Annotated in this window: 12 protein-coding genes; 9 read left to right on the forward strand and 3 right to left on the reverse strand. The window is 68.3% G+C overall.

The annotated features are described in order from the left end of the window. Positions 1-44: 44 nt before the first annotated feature. From NL241_RS14915 to dxs, 4 genes are all read left to right on the forward strand, one after another. A complete protein-coding gene (locus NL241_RS14915; RefSeq protein WP_487692571.1) occupies positions 45-2042 on the forward strand; it encodes an APC family permease in 1998 nt (665 codons plus the stop codon). Further along, complete coding sequence (locus tag NL241_RS14920; protein ID WP_494397937.1) at positions 2039-3205, forward strand: class I SAM-dependent RNA methyltransferase; 1167 nt, start codon at positions 2039-2041, stop codon at positions 3203-3205. Before NL241_RS14915 ends, NL241_RS14920 begins: the two co-directional genes overlap by 4 nt. A 257-nt stretch (positions 3206-3462) precedes the next feature. Further along, the gene (nhaA, locus tag NL241_RS14925) at positions 3463-4758 is read left to right on the forward strand and encodes a Na+/H+ antiporter NhaA (RefSeq protein WP_487692573.1); all 1296 of its coding nucleotides are present in this window, start codon (positions 3463-3465) and stop codon (positions 4756-4758) included. Positions 4759-4786: 28 nt separating this feature from the next. Then, entirely contained in the window at positions 4787-6709 is a 1923-nt protein-coding gene (gene dxs, locus NL241_RS14930; protein WP_487692574.1) for a 1-deoxy-D-xylulose-5-phosphate synthase, read from the forward strand. A 70-nt stretch (positions 6710-6779) separates the two neighbouring features. Here dxs and NL241_RS14935 read toward each other — a convergent pair whose 3' ends face one another. The 3 genes from NL241_RS14935 to NL241_RS14945 are packed head-to-tail and all read right to left on the reverse strand — an operon-like array spanning position 6780 to position 9185. Continuing rightward, positions 6780-7280, reverse strand: coding sequence for a phosphate-starvation-inducible PsiE family protein (locus tag NL241_RS14935; RefSeq protein ID WP_487692575.1), 501 nt, complete (start codon positions 7278-7280; stop codon positions 6780-6782). A 60-nt stretch (positions 7281-7340) separates the two neighbouring features. Continuing rightward, on the reverse strand, positions 7341-8603 hold the full coding sequence (locus NL241_RS14940) for an HRDC domain-containing protein (RefSeq protein WP_494397938.1): 1263 nt from the start codon (positions 8601-8603) through the stop codon (positions 7341-7343). Next, positions 8604-9185 carry a DUF3000 domain-containing protein gene (locus NL241_RS14945; protein ID WP_487692577.1) on the reverse strand — a complete coding sequence of 194 codons (582 nt, stop codon included), beginning with the start codon at positions 9183-9185 and terminating at the stop codon, positions 8604-8606. Between the two features lie 87 nt (positions 9186-9272). Here NL241_RS14945 and hemE point away from each other — a divergent pair, with 87 nt between their 5' ends. The 5 genes from hemE to NL241_RS14970 all read left to right on the forward strand — a co-directional run bounded on the left by hemE (position 9273) and on the right by NL241_RS14970 (position 16417). After that, entirely contained in the window at positions 9273-10322 is a 1050-nt protein-coding gene (hemE, locus tag NL241_RS14950; protein ID WP_487692578.1) for a uroporphyrinogen decarboxylase, read from the forward strand. Beyond that, positions 10319-11671, forward strand: coding sequence for a protoporphyrinogen oxidase (locus NL241_RS14955; RefSeq protein WP_494397939.1), 1353 nt, complete (start codon positions 10319-10321; stop codon positions 11669-11671). Before hemE ends, NL241_RS14955 begins: the two co-directional genes overlap by 4 nt. A 259-nt stretch (positions 11672-11930) precedes the next feature. Next, entirely contained in the window at positions 11931-12626 is a 696-nt protein-coding gene (gene hemQ, locus NL241_RS14960; RefSeq protein ID WP_487692580.1) for a hydrogen peroxide-dependent heme synthase, read from the forward strand. A gap of 65 nt (positions 12627-12691) precedes the next feature. After that, positions 12692-15076, forward strand: coding sequence for a putative bifunctional diguanylate cyclase/phosphodiesterase (locus NL241_RS14965; protein ID WP_494397940.1), 2385 nt, complete (start codon positions 12692-12694; stop codon positions 15074-15076). A gap of 261 nt (positions 15077-15337) precedes the next feature. Beyond that, the gene (locus NL241_RS14970; RefSeq protein WP_494397941.1) at positions 15338-16417 is read left to right on the forward strand and encodes a glycosyltransferase; all 1080 of its coding nucleotides are present in this window, start codon (positions 15338-15340) and stop codon (positions 16415-16417) included. The last annotated feature ends 91 nt before the right edge of the window (positions 16418-16508 follow it).

A 16508-nucleotide genomic window follows, 5' to 3' on the forward strand; every position in this document is an offset into this window, starting at 1 on the left:
CGGAACGCTACCGCCAATCGTGCATGGGCATACCCTTGGACCTCGTGTCCAAGCTTTCGACCGCCACTCGCCGGTTGGTTCTGGGTCGGCCGTTCCGCAGTGACAGCATGGGGCACACCCTGCTGCCCAAGCGGATCGCGCTGCCGGTGTTCGCATCCGACGCCATGTCATCCACGGCCTACGCCCCCGAAGAGATCTTCTTGGTGCTGTCGGTGGCGGGGTTGTCCGCGTATGCCCTGACGCCGTGGATCGGGCTGGCGGTGGCGTTCGTGATGTTGATCGTGGTCGCAAGCTACCGGCAGAACGTGCACGCCTATCCCTCCGGCGGTGGCGATTACGAGGTGGTCACCACCAACCTGGGCCCGACGGCGGGGCTGACGGTGGCCAGCGCGCTGCTGGTGGACTACGTGCTGACCGTGGCCGTCTCGATGGCCTCGGCGATGTCCAACATCGGATCGGCGGTGCCGTTCATCGCCCAGCACAAGGTGCTCTTCGCCGTCCTGGCGATCCTGCTGCTGATGGGGATGAACCTACGCGGTATCCGGGAGTCGGGAATCGCGTTCGCCGTCCCCACGTACGCGTTCATCGTCGGCATGTTCGTGATGCTCGGGTGGGGGCTGTTCCGCATCTACGTGCTCGGTGATCCACTGCAGGCGGAGTCCGCGGCCTTCGAGATGCATGCCGAGTCCGACGACGTGCTGGGCCTGGCGATGGTGTTCCTGGTGGCCAGGGCGTTCTCGTCGGGCTGCGCGGCGCTCACCGGCGTGGAGGCCATCAGCAACGGGGTGCCGGCGTTCCGAAAGCCGAAGTCCCGCAACGCCGCAACCACCCTGCTGATGCTCGGCGGTATCTCGGTCGCCCTGCTGATGGGAATCATCCTGCTCGCCGAGAGGGTGGGCGTGCAGATCGTCGACGATCCCGCCACCCAGCTCGAGGGCGCCCCTGCCGACTATCACCAGAAGACCCTGGTGGCGCAGCTGGCGGAAACGGTGTTCGGTGGCTTCCACCTGGGCTTCCTGCTGATCACCATCGTCACGGCGCTGATCCTGATCCTGGCCGCCAACACCGCGTTCAACGGTTTCCCGGTGCTGGGCTCGATCCTGGCTCAGGACCGCTACCTACCGCGCCAGCTGCACACCCGCGGTGACCGCTTGGCGTTCTCCAACGGCATCCTGTTCCTGGCCATGGCGGCCATCGCCTTCGTGGTCGCGTTCAACGCCGAGGTGACAGCGCTGATCCAGCTCTACATCGTCGGGGTGTTCGTGTCGTTCACGCTGAGCCAGATCGGCATGGTGCGGCACTGGACCCGGCTGCTGCGCACCGAGACCGACGAGCAGGTGCGTTCCAAGATGTTTCGCTCCCGGATCATCAACACCATCGGATTACTGTGCACCGGATCGGTTCTGGTGGTGGTGCTGATCACCAAGTTCGTCGCCGGAGCCTGGATTGCCATCGCGGCGATGGTGACTTTCTTCGTCATGATGAAGCTGATCCACCGCCACTACGAGACGGTGGCCCGTGAACTGGCCGAGCAGGAAGCCGAACAGGACGGCTCGATCGTGCTGCCCAGCCGCAACCACGCGGTGGTGCTGGTGTCCAAGTTGCATCTGCCGACGCTGCGGGCGCTGTCCTATGCGCGCGCGACGCGCCCGGATGTGCTGGAGGCCATCACGGTGAGCGTCGACGACGCCGAAACCCGTGAGCTGGTACACAAGTGGGAGGAAAGCGATGTGTCGGTCCCGCTGAAGGTGATCGCCTCGCCGTACCGCGAGATCACCCGCCCGGTGCTCGACTACGTGAAGCGCATCGGCAAGGAGTCGCCCCGCACCGTCGTGACCGTCTTCATCCCCGAATACGTGGTGGGTCATTGGTGGGAACAGGTGCTGCACAACCAGAGCGCGTTGCGACTCAAGGGGCGGCTGCTGTTCGAACCCAACGTGATGGTGACTTCTGTTCCGTGGCAATTGAATTCGTCGGAGAGGTTGAAGAAGTTGGAGCCGCAGTCGGCGCCGGGTGACGCGCGCCGGGGATTCCTGGAATGACCGAACTGACATTGACCGTCGGCGCGGCCGCCAACGGTGGCAGTTGTGTTGCCCGCCATGACGGCCGGGTGGTGTTCGTGCGCTACGCCCTACCGGGGGAGACGGTGCGGGCGCACATCACCGATGAACGCGGAGCATATTGGCACGCAGAGGCTCTCGAAGTGCTCGACCCGTCACCGGATCGGGTGCCCTCGCTGTGCCCGATCGCCGGGGTGCACGGCTCAGGATGCTGCGACATGGCCTTTGTCGACCCCGCCGCGCTGCGGGCCGTCAAGGGTGAGGTGGTGGCCAATCAGTTGCAGCGGCTCGGCGGCTTCGAGTGGTCGGGACCCGCGCAGCAGGTGGGCGACGCCGGTGCGACGGGCTGGCGCACCCGGGTGCGGTTGGAGGCGGGCGCCGACGGGCGGCCCGGCTTTCACCGCTACCACAGCGCCGAGTTGGTCACCGACCTGCGCTGTGGTCAGCTGCCCGACCGGATGCTGGCCGAGCTGCCCGAAGACGCCATCCGCGCCGGTGATCAGGTGCATGTCGTCGTCGACGACGACGGCGACCGGCATGTGGTCTGCGGTGGCCCGCAGCGGCGCACCCGCGCGGTGGAGGGGGAGTACGAGACCACCCAGCGCGTAGGGCCGCGCATCTGGCGGCTCCCGGCGACGGCGTTCTGGCAGGCGCACCGCCACGCCGCTGCCCATTACAGCCGGCTGGTGACCTCCTGGGCGGCCGCGGAGCCGGGGATGACCGCCTGGGACCTCTACGGCGGCGCGGGTGTGTTCGCCGCTGCGCTGGCCGATGCCGTGGGCGAGCGCGGGCGCGTCATCAGCGTGGACACCTCACGGTCGGCGTCACGGGCCGGGCGGGCGGCGCTCGCCGACCTGACGCAGGTGCACTTCGTCACCGACTCGGTGCGGCGGGCACTGGCGCATCAGCGGAGAGCGGCGGTGGCCGTGTTGGACCCGCCGCGGACAGGCGCCGGCCGCGAGGTGATCGACACCCTGGCGGCGGCCGAGGTGCCGCGGGTGGTGCACATCGGTTGTGAGGCGGCGTCGTTCGCCCGCGATATCGGGCTGTACCGCAAGCACGGCTACCAGGTGCAGGAACTGACGGTGTTCGACGCCTTCCCGCTGACGCATCACGTGGAGTGCGTGGCCCTGCTGACCCGGTAGATCAGGGCCGGAGCTCCTTCGCCTGCTCGTGCCTCGCAGCCTCGGACTCCGGCCGTGGGTTTGGGGCCGGAGCTCCTTCGCCTGCTCGTGCCTCGCAGCCTCGGACTCCGGCCGTGGGTTTGGGGCCGGAGCTCCTTCGCCTGCTCGTGCCTCGCAGCCTCGGACTCCGGCCGTTAGACTCTCGGACGAAAACACGGTGTGCCGGGAAGTCTGGTCGGCGAAGTTGCCCTGAGCTCTGCCTACACCCGGGAGTAGACGTGTCCGACCAGAAACCCACCCGCGCCGCAGCACGCCTGTTCACCCGCGGCTCGTGGCCGGAGACCAAACGCCTGACCGAGGTGCTGCGTCAGGAAACCGTGGGCGGTGTGCTGCTGCTGATTGCCGCGGCCGCGGCGTTGATCTGGGCCAACTCCCCATGGTCGGGCCTCTACCACGACGTATCCGAGTTCCGGATCGGGCCGGCGGCGCTGCATCTCGATCTGTCCATCGCGGCGTGGGCGGCCGACGGCCTGCTCGCGGTGTTCTTTTTCGTCGTCGGTCTCGAGCTCAAGCGCGAGTTCGTCGCCGGCGACCTCCGCGACCCCGCCCGAGCCGCGCTGCCGATCCTGGCCGCGGTGGGCGGCATGGTGGTCCCGGCACTCGTCTACGTGGCCGTCAACGTCGGCAGCGGGTCGTCGGACACGCTGGCCGGCTGGGCGGTGCCCACCGCCACCGACATCGCGTTCGCGGTGGCCGTCCTGGCCGTGATCTCCACCCATCTGCCGAGTGCCCTGCGCACATTCCTGCTGACCCTGGCCGTGGTCGACGATCTGCTGGCCATCACGGTGATCGCGGTGTTCTACACCGATGAGGTGTCACCGGCGCCGCTGGCTCTGGCTCTGATCCCGATCGCTTTGTTCGCATTCGCCGTGCAACGGGGCTTCGCCAGGTGGTGGCTGCTGCTGCCGCTCGGCGTAGTGGCGTGGGCGCTGGTGCACGCCAGCGGCGTGCATGCCACAGTCGCCGGGGTGCTGCTCGGATTCACCGTGCCGGTGCTCGGCCGCCACGCGTGCGCGGAGCGGATGGAACACCTGGTGGGGCCGTTGTCGGCGGGCTTCGCGGTGCCGGTCTTCGCATTCTTCGCCGCCGGTGTGACGGTGGGTGGGCTGGCGGGCTTCGGCGACGCGTTGATGGACCCGGTGACCATCGGGGTGATCGCGGGGTTGGTGTTGGGCAAACCGATCGGCATTCTGGGCACCACATTTGTCCTGGCCAGATTCACCCGCGCCGACCTCGACGACGAGCTGGCCTGGCGTGATGTGCTGGGTGTCTCGATGCTCGCCGGAATCGGCTTCACCGTGTCGCTGTTGATCGGCGAACTGGCGTTCGGGTACGGCACGCAGGAGACCGCCGACACCAAGATCGGTGTGCTGGTTGGCTCCGTCGTCGCAGGTCTGCTGGCCGCGGTGGTGTTGCTGAGTCGCAACCGGGTGTACCGCAGAATCCACGAGAAGGAGACCGCGGACGCCGACCGGGACGGCGTGCCCGACATCTACCAGGCTCATCGCGACTGATCGCAGGTTCCGTGCGTAGACTGGCCGAATGCTTGATCAGATCCGCGGTCCCGCTGATCTGCAGCACCTCTCGCAGTCTCAGCTAAGTGACCTGGCAGCTGAGATCCGCGAGTTCCTGGTTCACAAGGTAGCTGCAACCGGCGGTCATTTGGGCCCCAACCTGGGTGTTGTCGAACTCACCCTCGCTTTGCACCGGGTTTTCGACTCCCCGCATGACCCGATCATCTTCGACACCGGGCATCAGGCGTACGTGCACAAGATGCTCACCGGCCGGTGCGCGGATTTCGACAGTCTGCGCAAGAAGGACGGGTTGTCGGGGTATCCGTGCCGTGACGAGAGCGAGCACGACTGGGTGGAGTCCAGCCACGCGTCGTCGGCCCTGTCGTATGCCGACGGCCTGGCCAAGGCCTTCGAACTCACCGGGCACCGCAACCGCCACGTGGTTGCCGTCGTCGGTGACGGTGCACTCACCGGAGGTATGTGCTGGGAGGCGTTGAACAACATCGCCGCCTCGCGGCGGCCTGTGGTGATCGTCGTCAACGACAACGGACGTAGTTATGCCCCCACCATCGGGGGACTGGCCGACCACCTGGCCACCCTGCGTCTGCAGCCCGGGTATGAGCGGCTGCTGGAGAAGGGCCGTGGCGCCGTGCGCGGGGTGCCCGTCATCGGCGAGTTCTGCTATCAGTGCATGCACAGCGTCAAGGCCGGTATCAAGGACGCGTTGTCGCCGCAGGTGATGTTCACCGATCTGGGCTTGAAGTACGTCGGTCCCATCGACGGACACGACGAGCACGCCGTCGAAGCGGCGCTGCGCAGCGCCCGCGGGTTCAACGCGCCGGTGATCGTGCACGTGGCCACCCGCAAGGGCATGGGCTACGGGCCGGCCGAGAACGACGAGGCCGAGCAGATGCATGCCACCGGGATCATCGATCCGCTGACCGGGCTGGCCACCACGGTGTCCGCACCGGGGTGGACCGCGGCGTTCTCCGATGAACTGATCAAGATCGCCAAGAAGCGTCGCGACGTCGTGGCGATCACGGCTGCCATGCCCGGGCCCACCGGGCTGAGCGCGTTCGGTCAGCGCTACCCGGACCGCCTGTTCGACGTCGGAATCGCCGAACAGCACGCCATGACCTCAGCTGCCGGCCTGGCCATGGGCGGGCTGCACCCGGTGGTGGCCATCTATTCGACGTTCCTGAACCGTGCCTTCGACCAGGTGATGATGGATGTGGCGTTGCACAAGCTGCCCGTCACCATGGTTCTGGACCGGGCCGGGATCACCGGCCCCGACGGCGCCAGCCACAACGGCATGTGGGACCTGTCGATGCTCGGCATCGTGCCGGGTATGCGCGTCGCCGCCCCCCGTGATGCCGCCACACTGCGCGAGGAACTGCGCGAAGCATTGGCTGTCAAGGACGGCCCCACCGCGCTGCGGTTCCCCAAAGGTGATGTCGGCAAGAACATCTCGGCGATCGAGCGGGTGTCGGGTGTCGACGTGCTGGCCCGTCCGGCCGACGGACTCTCCGATGACGTGCTCGTGGTCGCGGTCGGGCCGTTCGCGGCGATGGCGCTGGCTGTCGCCGAACGCCTCCGCAATCAGGGCATCGGCGTCACTGTCGTCGACCCGCGTTGGGTGCTGCCGGTCCCCGAGGTGATCGCGGAACTGGCCGTCGCCCACAAGCTGGTTGTCACTCTGGAGGACAACGGTGTTGCCGGTGGTATCGGCTCGGCGGTGTCATCGGCGTTGCGGCGCAGGGAGATCGACGTGCCGTGCCGTGACGTCGGCGTGCCGCAGGAGTTCCAGCCGCACGCTTCGCGCAGCCAGCTGTTCGACCAGATCGGCCTGACCGAGCAGAACATTGCGCGTCAGATCACCGGTTGGGTTGCCGCTCTGGGCAATTCGGACGTTCTCACCCAGACCGACGTTTCGGCGGAACAGGGCGAGTAGAGCGCGCTTTCGGGCGCTCTGAGTCGGGTGTTCCGGCGTTCGACGACGTGGGCGGATCAGCTACGAGCACCTAGTCGCCGGTTATCTCGTCATCGGAACTGATCTGGCCCCGCCGCTCGCGCAGCACAAAAGCGGCCACCGCCAACACCAGCACCAGCGCCCCCAGCACGCCGGTCTGCACGATGGTGCGCGCGAACTCTGGGCCTTGACCGACGATCTTGGCCGCCTCCACGGACTGCACCACGATCTCCTTGATACAGGCCAGGATTCCCACGATCAGGAACGGCTCGGCCACCAGTTCATGCGAGCGCAAGCTGGTGCGCACGGCGTAGAGCAACTCGACGAAGATGAAGATCAGCAGCACGCCATCGAGCAACTCCAGCATGACGTCGCCGGTCGGGGTGTCCAGCAGGGTGAACATGGTGCGCACCTGAGCCACCAGCAGGGCCACCGACCCGGCGATCAGAATGACGGCGATGGCCCAGTAGACGGCGTCCTCGGCAACGGACAGAACCCGGTCGGCGAAGCGCTGCCGCTCCTTCTCGTCGTGCGTTTCCTTCTTCTCGGCCACGCCGGGTCCTTTGCTTCACAGGTGGACGGGAGGTTTCCCCGCCGTCAATTGCGCCAAACGTCAGGGCGGCGGCGTCAAGGCGGCCGTCAGTACCGGGACGGTCAGGTCCCGCTGCCAGCGCCGGGCCCCACCGTCGCGCAGGAACGCCTCGACGGTGGGAGCGATGGCGGCGGGATCGGCCGGGTCGCGCCAATCCCAGCACAGGCGGCGCACCAGCTCCGGGGACAGCAGATTCTCGGTGGGCACCGTGACCCGCTCCGACAGTGCGCTGAGCCCGGCGCGCGCCGCCTCCAGACGGGCCGCAGCCTCCGGTTTGCGTTTGCTCCACCGCACCGGCGGTGGCGGTCCGTTGTTCGAGTCGCCGGACGCCGGTGGTTCGGGGTTGTCCCGAGCGACGCGCAGCGCGTCCATCCAGACCTTGGCGTGGCGCCGCTGCTTCGGCCCGCCGAACACCGGTAGTTGAGTCAACTCCTCGACCGTCTTCGGGTCCGCTTGTGCCGCACTGATTATCGCGGCATCGGGCAGGATCCGCCCGGGCGCGATATCGCGGCGGCGGGCGATTTCGTCGCGTGCAGTCCACAGTTCGCGCACCGCGGCCAGGGCGCGCGGATTGCGCACCTTGTGAATTCCGGAGGTGCGCCGCCAGCGGTCCCGCCGGGTGGGCGGCGCTTCGTAGGTGCGCAGGTGATCGAATTCCTGTGCAGCCCAATCTGTTTTGCCTTGGTCTTCGAGTAGCGCGGCGATGGCGGCCCGCAGTTCGATCAGCACTTCGACGTCGAGGGCGGCGTAGTTGAGCCAGTCATGGGGCAGCGGTCGCTTCGACCAGTCGGCCGCCCCGTGTCCTTTGGCCAGGCCCAGACCCAACAAGCGGGCCACCATGGCCGCCAGGTTGACCCGGTCGAATCCGGCCAGGCGGCCGGCGAGTTCGGTGTCATACAGCGCGGGTGGTCGCATTCCCACCTCGGCCAGGCAGGGCAGATCCTGATCGGCCGCATGCAGGATCCACTCGTCGCGGCTGAGCACGTCGGCCACCGGACGGAGGACCTCCAGCGAGTCGCCGCCGTGGCTTACCGGGTCGATCAGGACGGTGCCCGCCCCGGCGCGCCGGATCTGGATCAGGTAGGCGCGATTGGAGTACTTGAATCCCGACGCCCGTTCCGCATCCACGGCGAACGGGCCCGCTCCGCCGGCCAGGAACTCCGCAGCCGCGGCGATGTCGTACTTGGTCACCGCCACCTCGGGCACACCGTCGGCAGGGGAGGTCAGTGGTACCGGTTCGGGTTCGGGCGTGTCTTCGACGCCGTCGGATTCGGGCGCCGTCATCTAGGCGCGCGACCGGGATCCGAGGTCGGTGACCCCGACGGGCGGCAGCCCCGCAGCATGCTCGAGAACCTCGCAGAATGCCTGCACATGGATGCCCAGGTCCAGGGAGGTGGCCGTCCACGACGCGCGCAATTCCAGCTGATGGGCCCGCGGCGGGCCGGAGATGTCGCCGTAGCGCACCGATGTCGTGGCCGTCACCGTGCCGCCGAGGGCGGTGACGTGCTCCGAGCGCGATTCCAGCGCGTCGACCAGCCAGCTCCAGGCCACCTCGGGCAGCAGCGGATCGATCGCCTCGCTGGAGTCCAGATCGGCCTGGATGTAGGCGACCAACCGCATGGTGCCGTCCCAGGCGTCGGACCCCTCGGGGTCGTGCAGCAGGATCAGCCGCCCGAACGCGTCACCGTCGGAAGTCTCCGGGACCGTGGCCGCTTCGGGATGCTTGACCTCTGCGCCGACCGCATAGCTGAACGGCGCCAGACGCTGCGGGGGCCGGATGGGGCCGAGCTCGATCTCCGGTCGAACGGTCGCGGCACTCATCGCCTCCACCGCCGCCCGGAATTCGGTAGGCTCGCCCACAGTCACACACCGACGCTAACCCTCCTGACCCGGCTGCGGGCGCAGGCGCGCCGTTTTGGGTGTCAAGTCCACGCAATGGCAGCATGGAGTGCGATGAACACCCGCCGTGAGCTGCCCGAGTCGCCCTACCTGGCCGCCGCCACCGGCCGCGCACCCGCCCGGGTGCCGGTGTGGTTCATGCGTCAGGCCGGCCGCTCGTTGCCGGAGTACCGCGAGCTGCGCGCCAGCCACCGGATGCTCGACGCCTGTTTCGACGCCGAACTGGTCACCGAGATCACGCTGCAACCGATCCGCAGGCACAAGGTGGACGCGGCGATCCTGTTCTCCGACATCGTGGTGCCGCTGCGGGGAGCCGGTATCGACCTCGACATCGTGCCCGATGTCGGTCCGGTGATCGCCCATCCCATCCGTACCGCAGACGATGTGGCGGCGGTCAAACCGCTTGACCCGCAACAGGTCGCGCCGGTCTCGGAGGCGGTGTCGTTGTTGGTGGCCGCGCTCGGTGACGTACCGCTGATCGGTTTCGCCGGCGCACCGTTCACCTTGGCGTCCTACCTGGTCGAGGGCGGTCCCAGCAAGAACCACGAGCGCACCAAGGCGATGATGCTCGGCGAGCCGGCCACCTGGCATGCCCTGATGGCAGCGCTGACCGATATCACCATCGGATTCCTGCAGGTTCAGTTGGCGGCCGGGGTGGACGCCATCCAGGTGTTCGACTCGTGGGCGGGCACGTTGTCGCTGGCCGACTACCGTGAGTACGTCCTGCCGCACTCGTCCCGCGTGTTCGCCACACTGGCCGGCGCCGGTGTCCCCATGACGCACTTCGGCGTGGGCACCGCGGAACTGCTGGGCGCGATGGGCGAGGCGGGCGCCGGGGTGGTGGGTGTCGACTGGCGCACCTCACTCGCCGACGCCGCAACGCGGGTGCGCCCGGGCACCGCCCTACAGGGCAACTTGGATCCCGTGACGCTGCTGGCAGGTTGGGACGTGGTCCAGCGGCGCGCCCGTGCCGTCGTCGAGGACGGCAGGCGGGCGGTGGCCGCCGGTGCGGCGGGGCACGTCTTCAACCTCGGTCACGGCGTGCTGCCCGGCACCGATCCGGGTGTGCTCACCGACCTGGTGGCGCTGGTGCACTCGTTGTGAGTGGCTCGTACTGTGTTGTGGGCGGCGGTATTTCGGGTCTGACTGCCGCTTACCGCTTGCGACGCAGCCTGGGCCCGGAAGCGCAGATCACTCTGTTCGACCCCGCGGACCGCCTGGGCGGCATCCTGCGCACCGAGCGGCTGGGTGGCCAACCCATGGACGTCGGGGCCGAGGCGTTTGTGGTGCGACGACCCGAGGTGCCCGCCCTGCTGGCGGAACTGGGGCTGGCGTCCCGTCAGATCAGCACCACCGGCGTTCGGCCGCTGATCTATGCGCAGCGGCGGCTACACGCCATGCCCACCGAGACCGTCAACGGGATCCCCAGCACGGCGGCATCGATGGCCGGCCTCGCCGATGACGCCACCGTGAGCCGGATGGCCGTTGAACCGTCCCGGCCGCTCGACTGGCGCCCGGGCGCTGATCCGACGGTAGCGGCGCTGGTCGGGGACCGGTTCGGCGTGCAGGTGGTGGCCCGGTCGGTGGATCCCATGCTCGCCGGCGTCTACGCCGGATCGGCCGCGACCATCGGCTTGCGCGCCGCGGTGCCCACTGTCGCCGGTGCACTGGATCGTGGCGCCCGCAGCCTCACCGAGGCGGTGCGGTCGGTGCTGCCGCCGAACAGCGGTGCGCCGGTGTTCGGGGCGATCGAGGGCGGTTACGAGGTGCTCTTGCGGGAGTTGGTGGCCCAGAGTGGGTTGCGCTGGGTCGCCACCGCGGTCGAGGAGTTACAGCGTGACGGAACCCGCTGGGTGTTGCGTGACGACGAGGGCACTCAATGGCGTGCCGACGGGGTGGTTCTGGCGCTGCCGGCCCCGCGGTTCGCGCGGCTGACGGCCTCGGTGGCGCCGCGGTCAGCGGCTGCCGCGAGCCGGATCGAGATGGCGTCCTCGGCAGTGGTGGCGCTGGCGGTTCCCGGCGGCACCCCGCTGCCGCAGCGCTCGGGTGTGCTGGTGGCGAGCGGAGAACGGTTGCGCGCCAAGGCAATGACACTGTCCACTCGCAAATGGGGCAGGCGGGGCAACAGTGAGCTGCTGCGGCTGTCGTTCGGCCGTTTCGGTGACACCATCGCCCGCGACACCTCTGATGAGGATCTGCTGTCGTGGTCGGTGGCCGACCTCGCGGAGGTACTGGACGTAGCGGTCGAACCCGAGGACGCGCTGGTGCACCGATGGTTGGATGCCATGCCGCAATACGGCCCGGGACACGCCGCGGTGGTGGCCGAGGTGCGGGCCGGACTGCCGCGCGGGCTGGTCGTCGCGGGCAGTTATCTGGACGGTATCGGCGTGCCCGCATGTGTTGCGGCGGCCGGTCGCGCGGTGGGGGAGCTCACAGCCGAACTCACTGGCTGACGTGGGACTCCGGCGGTTCCTGTGGCCGGAGCTCCTTCGCCTGCTCGTCCCTCGCAGCCTCGGACTCCGGCGGTTCCTGTGGCCGGAGCTCCTTCGCCTGCTCGTCCCTCGCAGCCTCGGACTCCGGCGGTTCCTGTGGCCGGAGCTCCTTCGCCTGCTCGTCCCTCGCAGCCTCGGACTCCGGCGGTTCCTGTGGCCGGAGCTCCTTCGCCTGCTCGTCCCTCGCAGCCTCGGACTCCGGCCGTGGCACGATGGGTGCATGTCTCGCCTGGATTTCGACGCGCTCAACTCCACCATCCGCTACCTGATGTTCTCGGTGTTCGCCGTCAACCAGGGCGAACTGGGGGACGAGCGCGACGAGATCGTCGACGAGACGGCCACCTTCCTCAAGCAGCAGGAAGACAAGGGCGTCGTGGTGCGCGGTCTCTACGACGTCGCCGGGATGCGCGCCGACGCCGACTTCATGATCTGGACCCACGCGGAGCGGGTGGAGGACCTTCAGGCCACGTACGCCGATTTCCGGCGCACCACCACGCTGGGCCGCTCCAGCACCCCGGTGTGGAGCAGTGTCGCGCTTCACCGTCCGGCCGAGTTCAACAAGAGCCACATTCCGGCGTTCCTGGCCGGCGAAGAACCCGGTAACTACGTCTGCGTGTACCCGTTCGTCCGATCCCTGGACTGGTATCTGCTTCCCGACGAGGAGCGGCGCAAGATGCTCGCCGACCACGGGATGGCGGCGCGCGGTTACAAGGATGTGCGGGCCAACACGGTGCCGGCGTTCGCGCTGGGAGACTACGAGTGGATTCTGGCCTTCGAGGCCCCTGAGCTGCACCGCATCGTCGACCTGATGCGGGACCTGCGCGCCACCGAGGCGCGCAGGCACGTTCGCGAGGAGATCCCCTTCTTCACCGGGCCGAGGGTGGGCGTCGAGCAGCTCGTCGAACGGCTTCCCTGACCCTGAGGCGGTTGCCGCTGCGCCTGGCCGGAAAATCGGCGAATCTTTGCTAGCCTTTGCGCATAATGCCGGGCAGCGGGGGTGGCGCAGTGTCGATGACCGGCCGGCGGCTTCGCGCTCTCGTCTCGACGCCTCACGGCGCGGTGCTGGTGGCGATCTTCGCGGTGCTGGCGATGGTGTTGCCCGTCGCGGCGCTGCGGTGCAGCGGCGCCAGATTCTGGCCGGTCCTGTGCACCGGCCTGACGGCGCTTGCCTTGTCCGCAGCCTGGTGCGCATTTTCCGCTGCCCGGGCCAGTACCGGAAGGGTGCGCGCGGCGTGGGCGTTCCAAACCATCGGCTTGGTGGGGTGGGCCGTCGGGGCGGCGTTGTCGATCACTCACCAGAAGAACTTGGGGCTGCTCCCGATGGCCGCACATGCCGGCTATGTGCTGTTCTGGTTGTCCACCTGCGCGGCGTTGCTCATGATGCCGGTGGCTTTCGCCGATCCATCCCGGACCCGCGTCGTACTCGACGCCGTGATCGTCGGCGCCGCGTTGTTCGAAGTCGCCTGGCTGCTCATCCTGCGGGCCACCATCGAACTGCACGCGGCCACTCACGGGGCCGAGATCCTGTCTCTGACCCACCTTCTGGCGACGGTGGTGGTGGTCACCATCGCGGTGTTGTTGGTGGTGCGCGCCCGCGGAGGGCAGCGGCAGGTCCTGCTGTGGCTGACGGTGGGCATCGTGGTGATGGCGCTGACAAGGGCGACCTTCGTTCATGCCCTGGCGAAACGCGACTTCGCGCACGGTGTGCTGATCGGATGTGGTTGGGCCATCGGGTTGTTCATCCTCGGGATCGCTGCTGAACGGGGTGGTCGTGGACAGGCCGAGCGTGACGGCTCGACCGTTCCGTCGCGGACCTCCCTGTGGCTGCCCTACGTGCCGGTGGTCATCGCCGCGGCGGTGCTGACGGCGCAGTTGATGGTCATCCCGCAGCTGGCACCGGTGTTGTTGGCATCCGCGGTCATGGTCGGCGCCGTGCTGATCCGCCAGGTCCTGGTGTTGCTCGACAATCGGCGGCTCATGCAGGCCGCGGCCGAACAGGCGTTGCGCGACGCGCTCACCGGTGTGGGCAACCGCGCGCTCTTTCACGACCGCCTGACCCACGCCACACAGTTGTGGCGACGGGACCGCATACCGCTGACCGTTGTTCTTGTCGACCTCGACGGCTTCAAGCTGGTCAACGATTCGATGGGACATGCTGCCGGTGACTCGCTGCTGATCGCGGTGGCCGAGCGCCTGACGGGATGCCTGCGAACCGGCGACACCGTGGCCCGCCTCGGCGGTGACGAGTTCGCATTCCTGATGGAAGGCAGCGTCGACGGCTCACGATCGGTCGCGCACCGCGTGATGCAGGCTTTCGATGAGCCGTTCCTCGTTGACGGTCGTGCGGTGCGGATCCGGCCCAGCGTCGGCCTGGCGGTAGCCGCTGCCGAGGAGGACGTCGACGTATCGCCGGCCGACCTGTTGAAGCGAGCCGATGTGGCGATGTATGCCGCCAAGAGGTCCGGCGCCGGCGGGCTACGTGCCTACTCCCCGGACCTGCGGCCCCCTGACGGGCGGCCGTCGACGCCGGGGCACGGCTGGGATGCGTCAGGACAGTCGAGCCCCGAGGCGGACCTGCGGCTGCTCGGCGAACTGCGCGCCGCGATCGATCACGCGCAACTGGCTGTCGTCTACCAACCCAAGCTCGATCTGACCAACGGCAGCATCGTCGGTTTCGAGGCATTGGTGCGATGGCCCCATCCGGAACTGGGTGTGCTCGACCCGGATCAGTTCCTGCACATCGTCCGCCGGCACGGGCTGATGCCCGCGCTGACCGAGGCGGTGCTGGCCAGGACGCTCGACGATCTGGCGGCATGGCAGGCACAGGGCCTGTCGACATCGGTGGCGGTCAATCTGTTCGCGCCGTCGCTGGCCGATCTCGATCTGCCCCGGCGGATGGCGGGACTGCTGGCCGGGCGTGGTCTGGCACCGGATCGGCTGACCGTGGAGATCACCGAGGATCTTCTGCTGTACGACGTCGACCGCACCCGCGCTGTGCTCGGCGAACTCCGCGCGCAGGGGATCCGGATCGCAATCGACGACTTCGGCAGTGGCTACTCCGCGTTGTCGTATCTGCGCGAGTTCCCGGTCGACGAGATGAAAATCTGTCGTCAACTGGTCGCCCCGATCACCGCCGATCCTCGAGCCGAAGCGGTGGTGCGGTCTCTGATCGAAATGGCGCATGTCCTGGGCGCCGAGGTCGTGGCCGAAGGCGTGGAGGACGAGGCGACGAGTGCGCGGTTGCGACAGTTGGGTTGCGACGTCGGTCAGGGGTTCCACTACTTCCGCCCGATGGACGTCGACGCGTCCACCGCGCTGCTGGCGGCGCAACCGCGCCCACGGTTCGAGAACAGTGTGATTGGGTAACCGGTAGCGAAGTCGATCGGCAACTCCCCGCAGGGGGCGGCTTGGTCGGGACGAGGCAGGCGCGAACGCCTGCCTGATACGCGGTCAAAAAGCGGCCGGCAGATACGGCGCCACCGCTTTCACAGGGCTGGCGCGTTGGCTGTGAGGAGGCAACGCGTGCGATTAGCACTTGTTCTGGCAGATGCCCATTGCAATACGATTTCTGGTTCCGACGGTGTTCGCGAGGTCAGTGTCCCTGAGCTTGCGGTACCCGCGGCCCGATTGTCGACGGCGCTGGCCGAGGCGGGCCACGACGTGACGGTGTACGTACCCGGCACCTCGCCGAAACTCGACGAGGTGGTGTCGGCGCAGGGGTACCGGGTGATCCGGCTGCCCGGCGGTGCCGCAAAAGGATTGCCGCACAAGGATCTCGGCGAGTTCACCGACCACCTCGGCCGCGCGTGGGAACGGGATCGCCCCGAGGTGGTGCACGCGCAGTCCTGGTTGTCGGGGATGGCCAGCCAGTCCGCGGCCCGTGGGCATGGCTTACCCGTGGTGCAGTCGTTCGATACCGTCCACGGCAAGATCGCCGCCGGGGCCGAGACCGATGATGTAGGCAAACTGGTGTCGGTGCTGGCCCGGAGGGCCAGCTGGGTGGCGGCCAACAACACCGAGGAACTGTTCGAACTGCTGCGAACCGGCTGCGCCCGGTCACGGATCTCGGTGATCCCCTGCGGCGTCGACAGTGAGGTGTTCACCCCGCCCGGTCCGGCGGCTGAGCGCGGTGGGCTGCCTCACCGCATCGTGGCGGTGTGGACCTCGACCGGTCAGCTGGATCTCGACACCACGGTCAGGGCGCTCGCCGCCCTGCCGGATACCGAGTTCGTCCTCGGGGTGGATCCGACGATCACACCGTCGTCGGACGTGGCCGCCCGGCTGCACCAGATCGCCAGCGCCGCCGATGTGGGGGAGCGCGTGACCGTTGCGGAGGTGCGCAACCCGAGCGAGCTTGCCGCGTTGCTGCGTTCGGCCGACGTCTATGTCAACCCGGCGGTCTCGGAACCCACCGGTGCGGCGGCCCTGATGGCGATGAGCTGCGGAGTCCCGGTGATCGGAACCTCGGTCGGGGCGACGATCGACATCGTCGTCGACGAGGTGACGGGACGTCTGGTTCCTCCCGGTGACGTACTGCGCTTCGCCGAAGCCGCTCGCCGACTGCTGCACGAACCGTTCGCGGGGCGGGGTATGGGCGCGGCCGGACGGGACCGGGCCAGGTCCCGCTATTCGTGGGATCGCGTGGCGGGTGACGCGATTCGCGCGTACACCGGCGCGGCACGCACTGTAGGCGTGGTTCCTGCGTAGACGAATCCGACTATCTGTCAATAGATCCCATGAAATGATCCGAGCCCTCGGACGGTGTTTGAACCGGCGGTGGCGGGGTACCCCGCGTCCG

It is taken from the genome of Mycolicibacterium sp. SMGY-1XX, from assembly GCF_059132455.1.

Bases quoted from the DNA above. Each gene is read 5' to 3' on its own strand.
- hemQ (WP_487692580.1), top strand. From the start codon at position 11,931: ATGTCTCGCCTGGATTTCGACGCGCTCAACTCCACCATCCGCTACCTG.
- NL241_RS14965 (WP_494397940.1), top strand. From the start codon at position 12,692: ATGCCGGGCAGCGGGGGTGGCGCAGTGTCGATGACCGGCCGGCGGCTT.
- NL241_RS14920 (WP_494397937.1), top strand. From the start codon at position 2,039: ATGACCGAACTGACATTGACCGTCGGCGCGGCCGCCAACGGTGGCAGT.
- dxs (WP_487692574.1), top strand. From the start codon at position 4,787: ATGCTTGATCAGATCCGCGGTCCCGCTGATCTGCAGCACCTCTCGCAG.
- NL241_RS14940 (WP_494397938.1), bottom strand. From the start codon at position 8,603: ATGACGGCGCCCGAATCCGACGGCGTCGAAGACACGCCCGAACCCGAA.
- hemE (WP_487692578.1), top strand. From the start codon at position 9,273: ATGAACACCCGCCGTGAGCTGCCCGAGTCGCCCTACCTGGCCGCCGCC.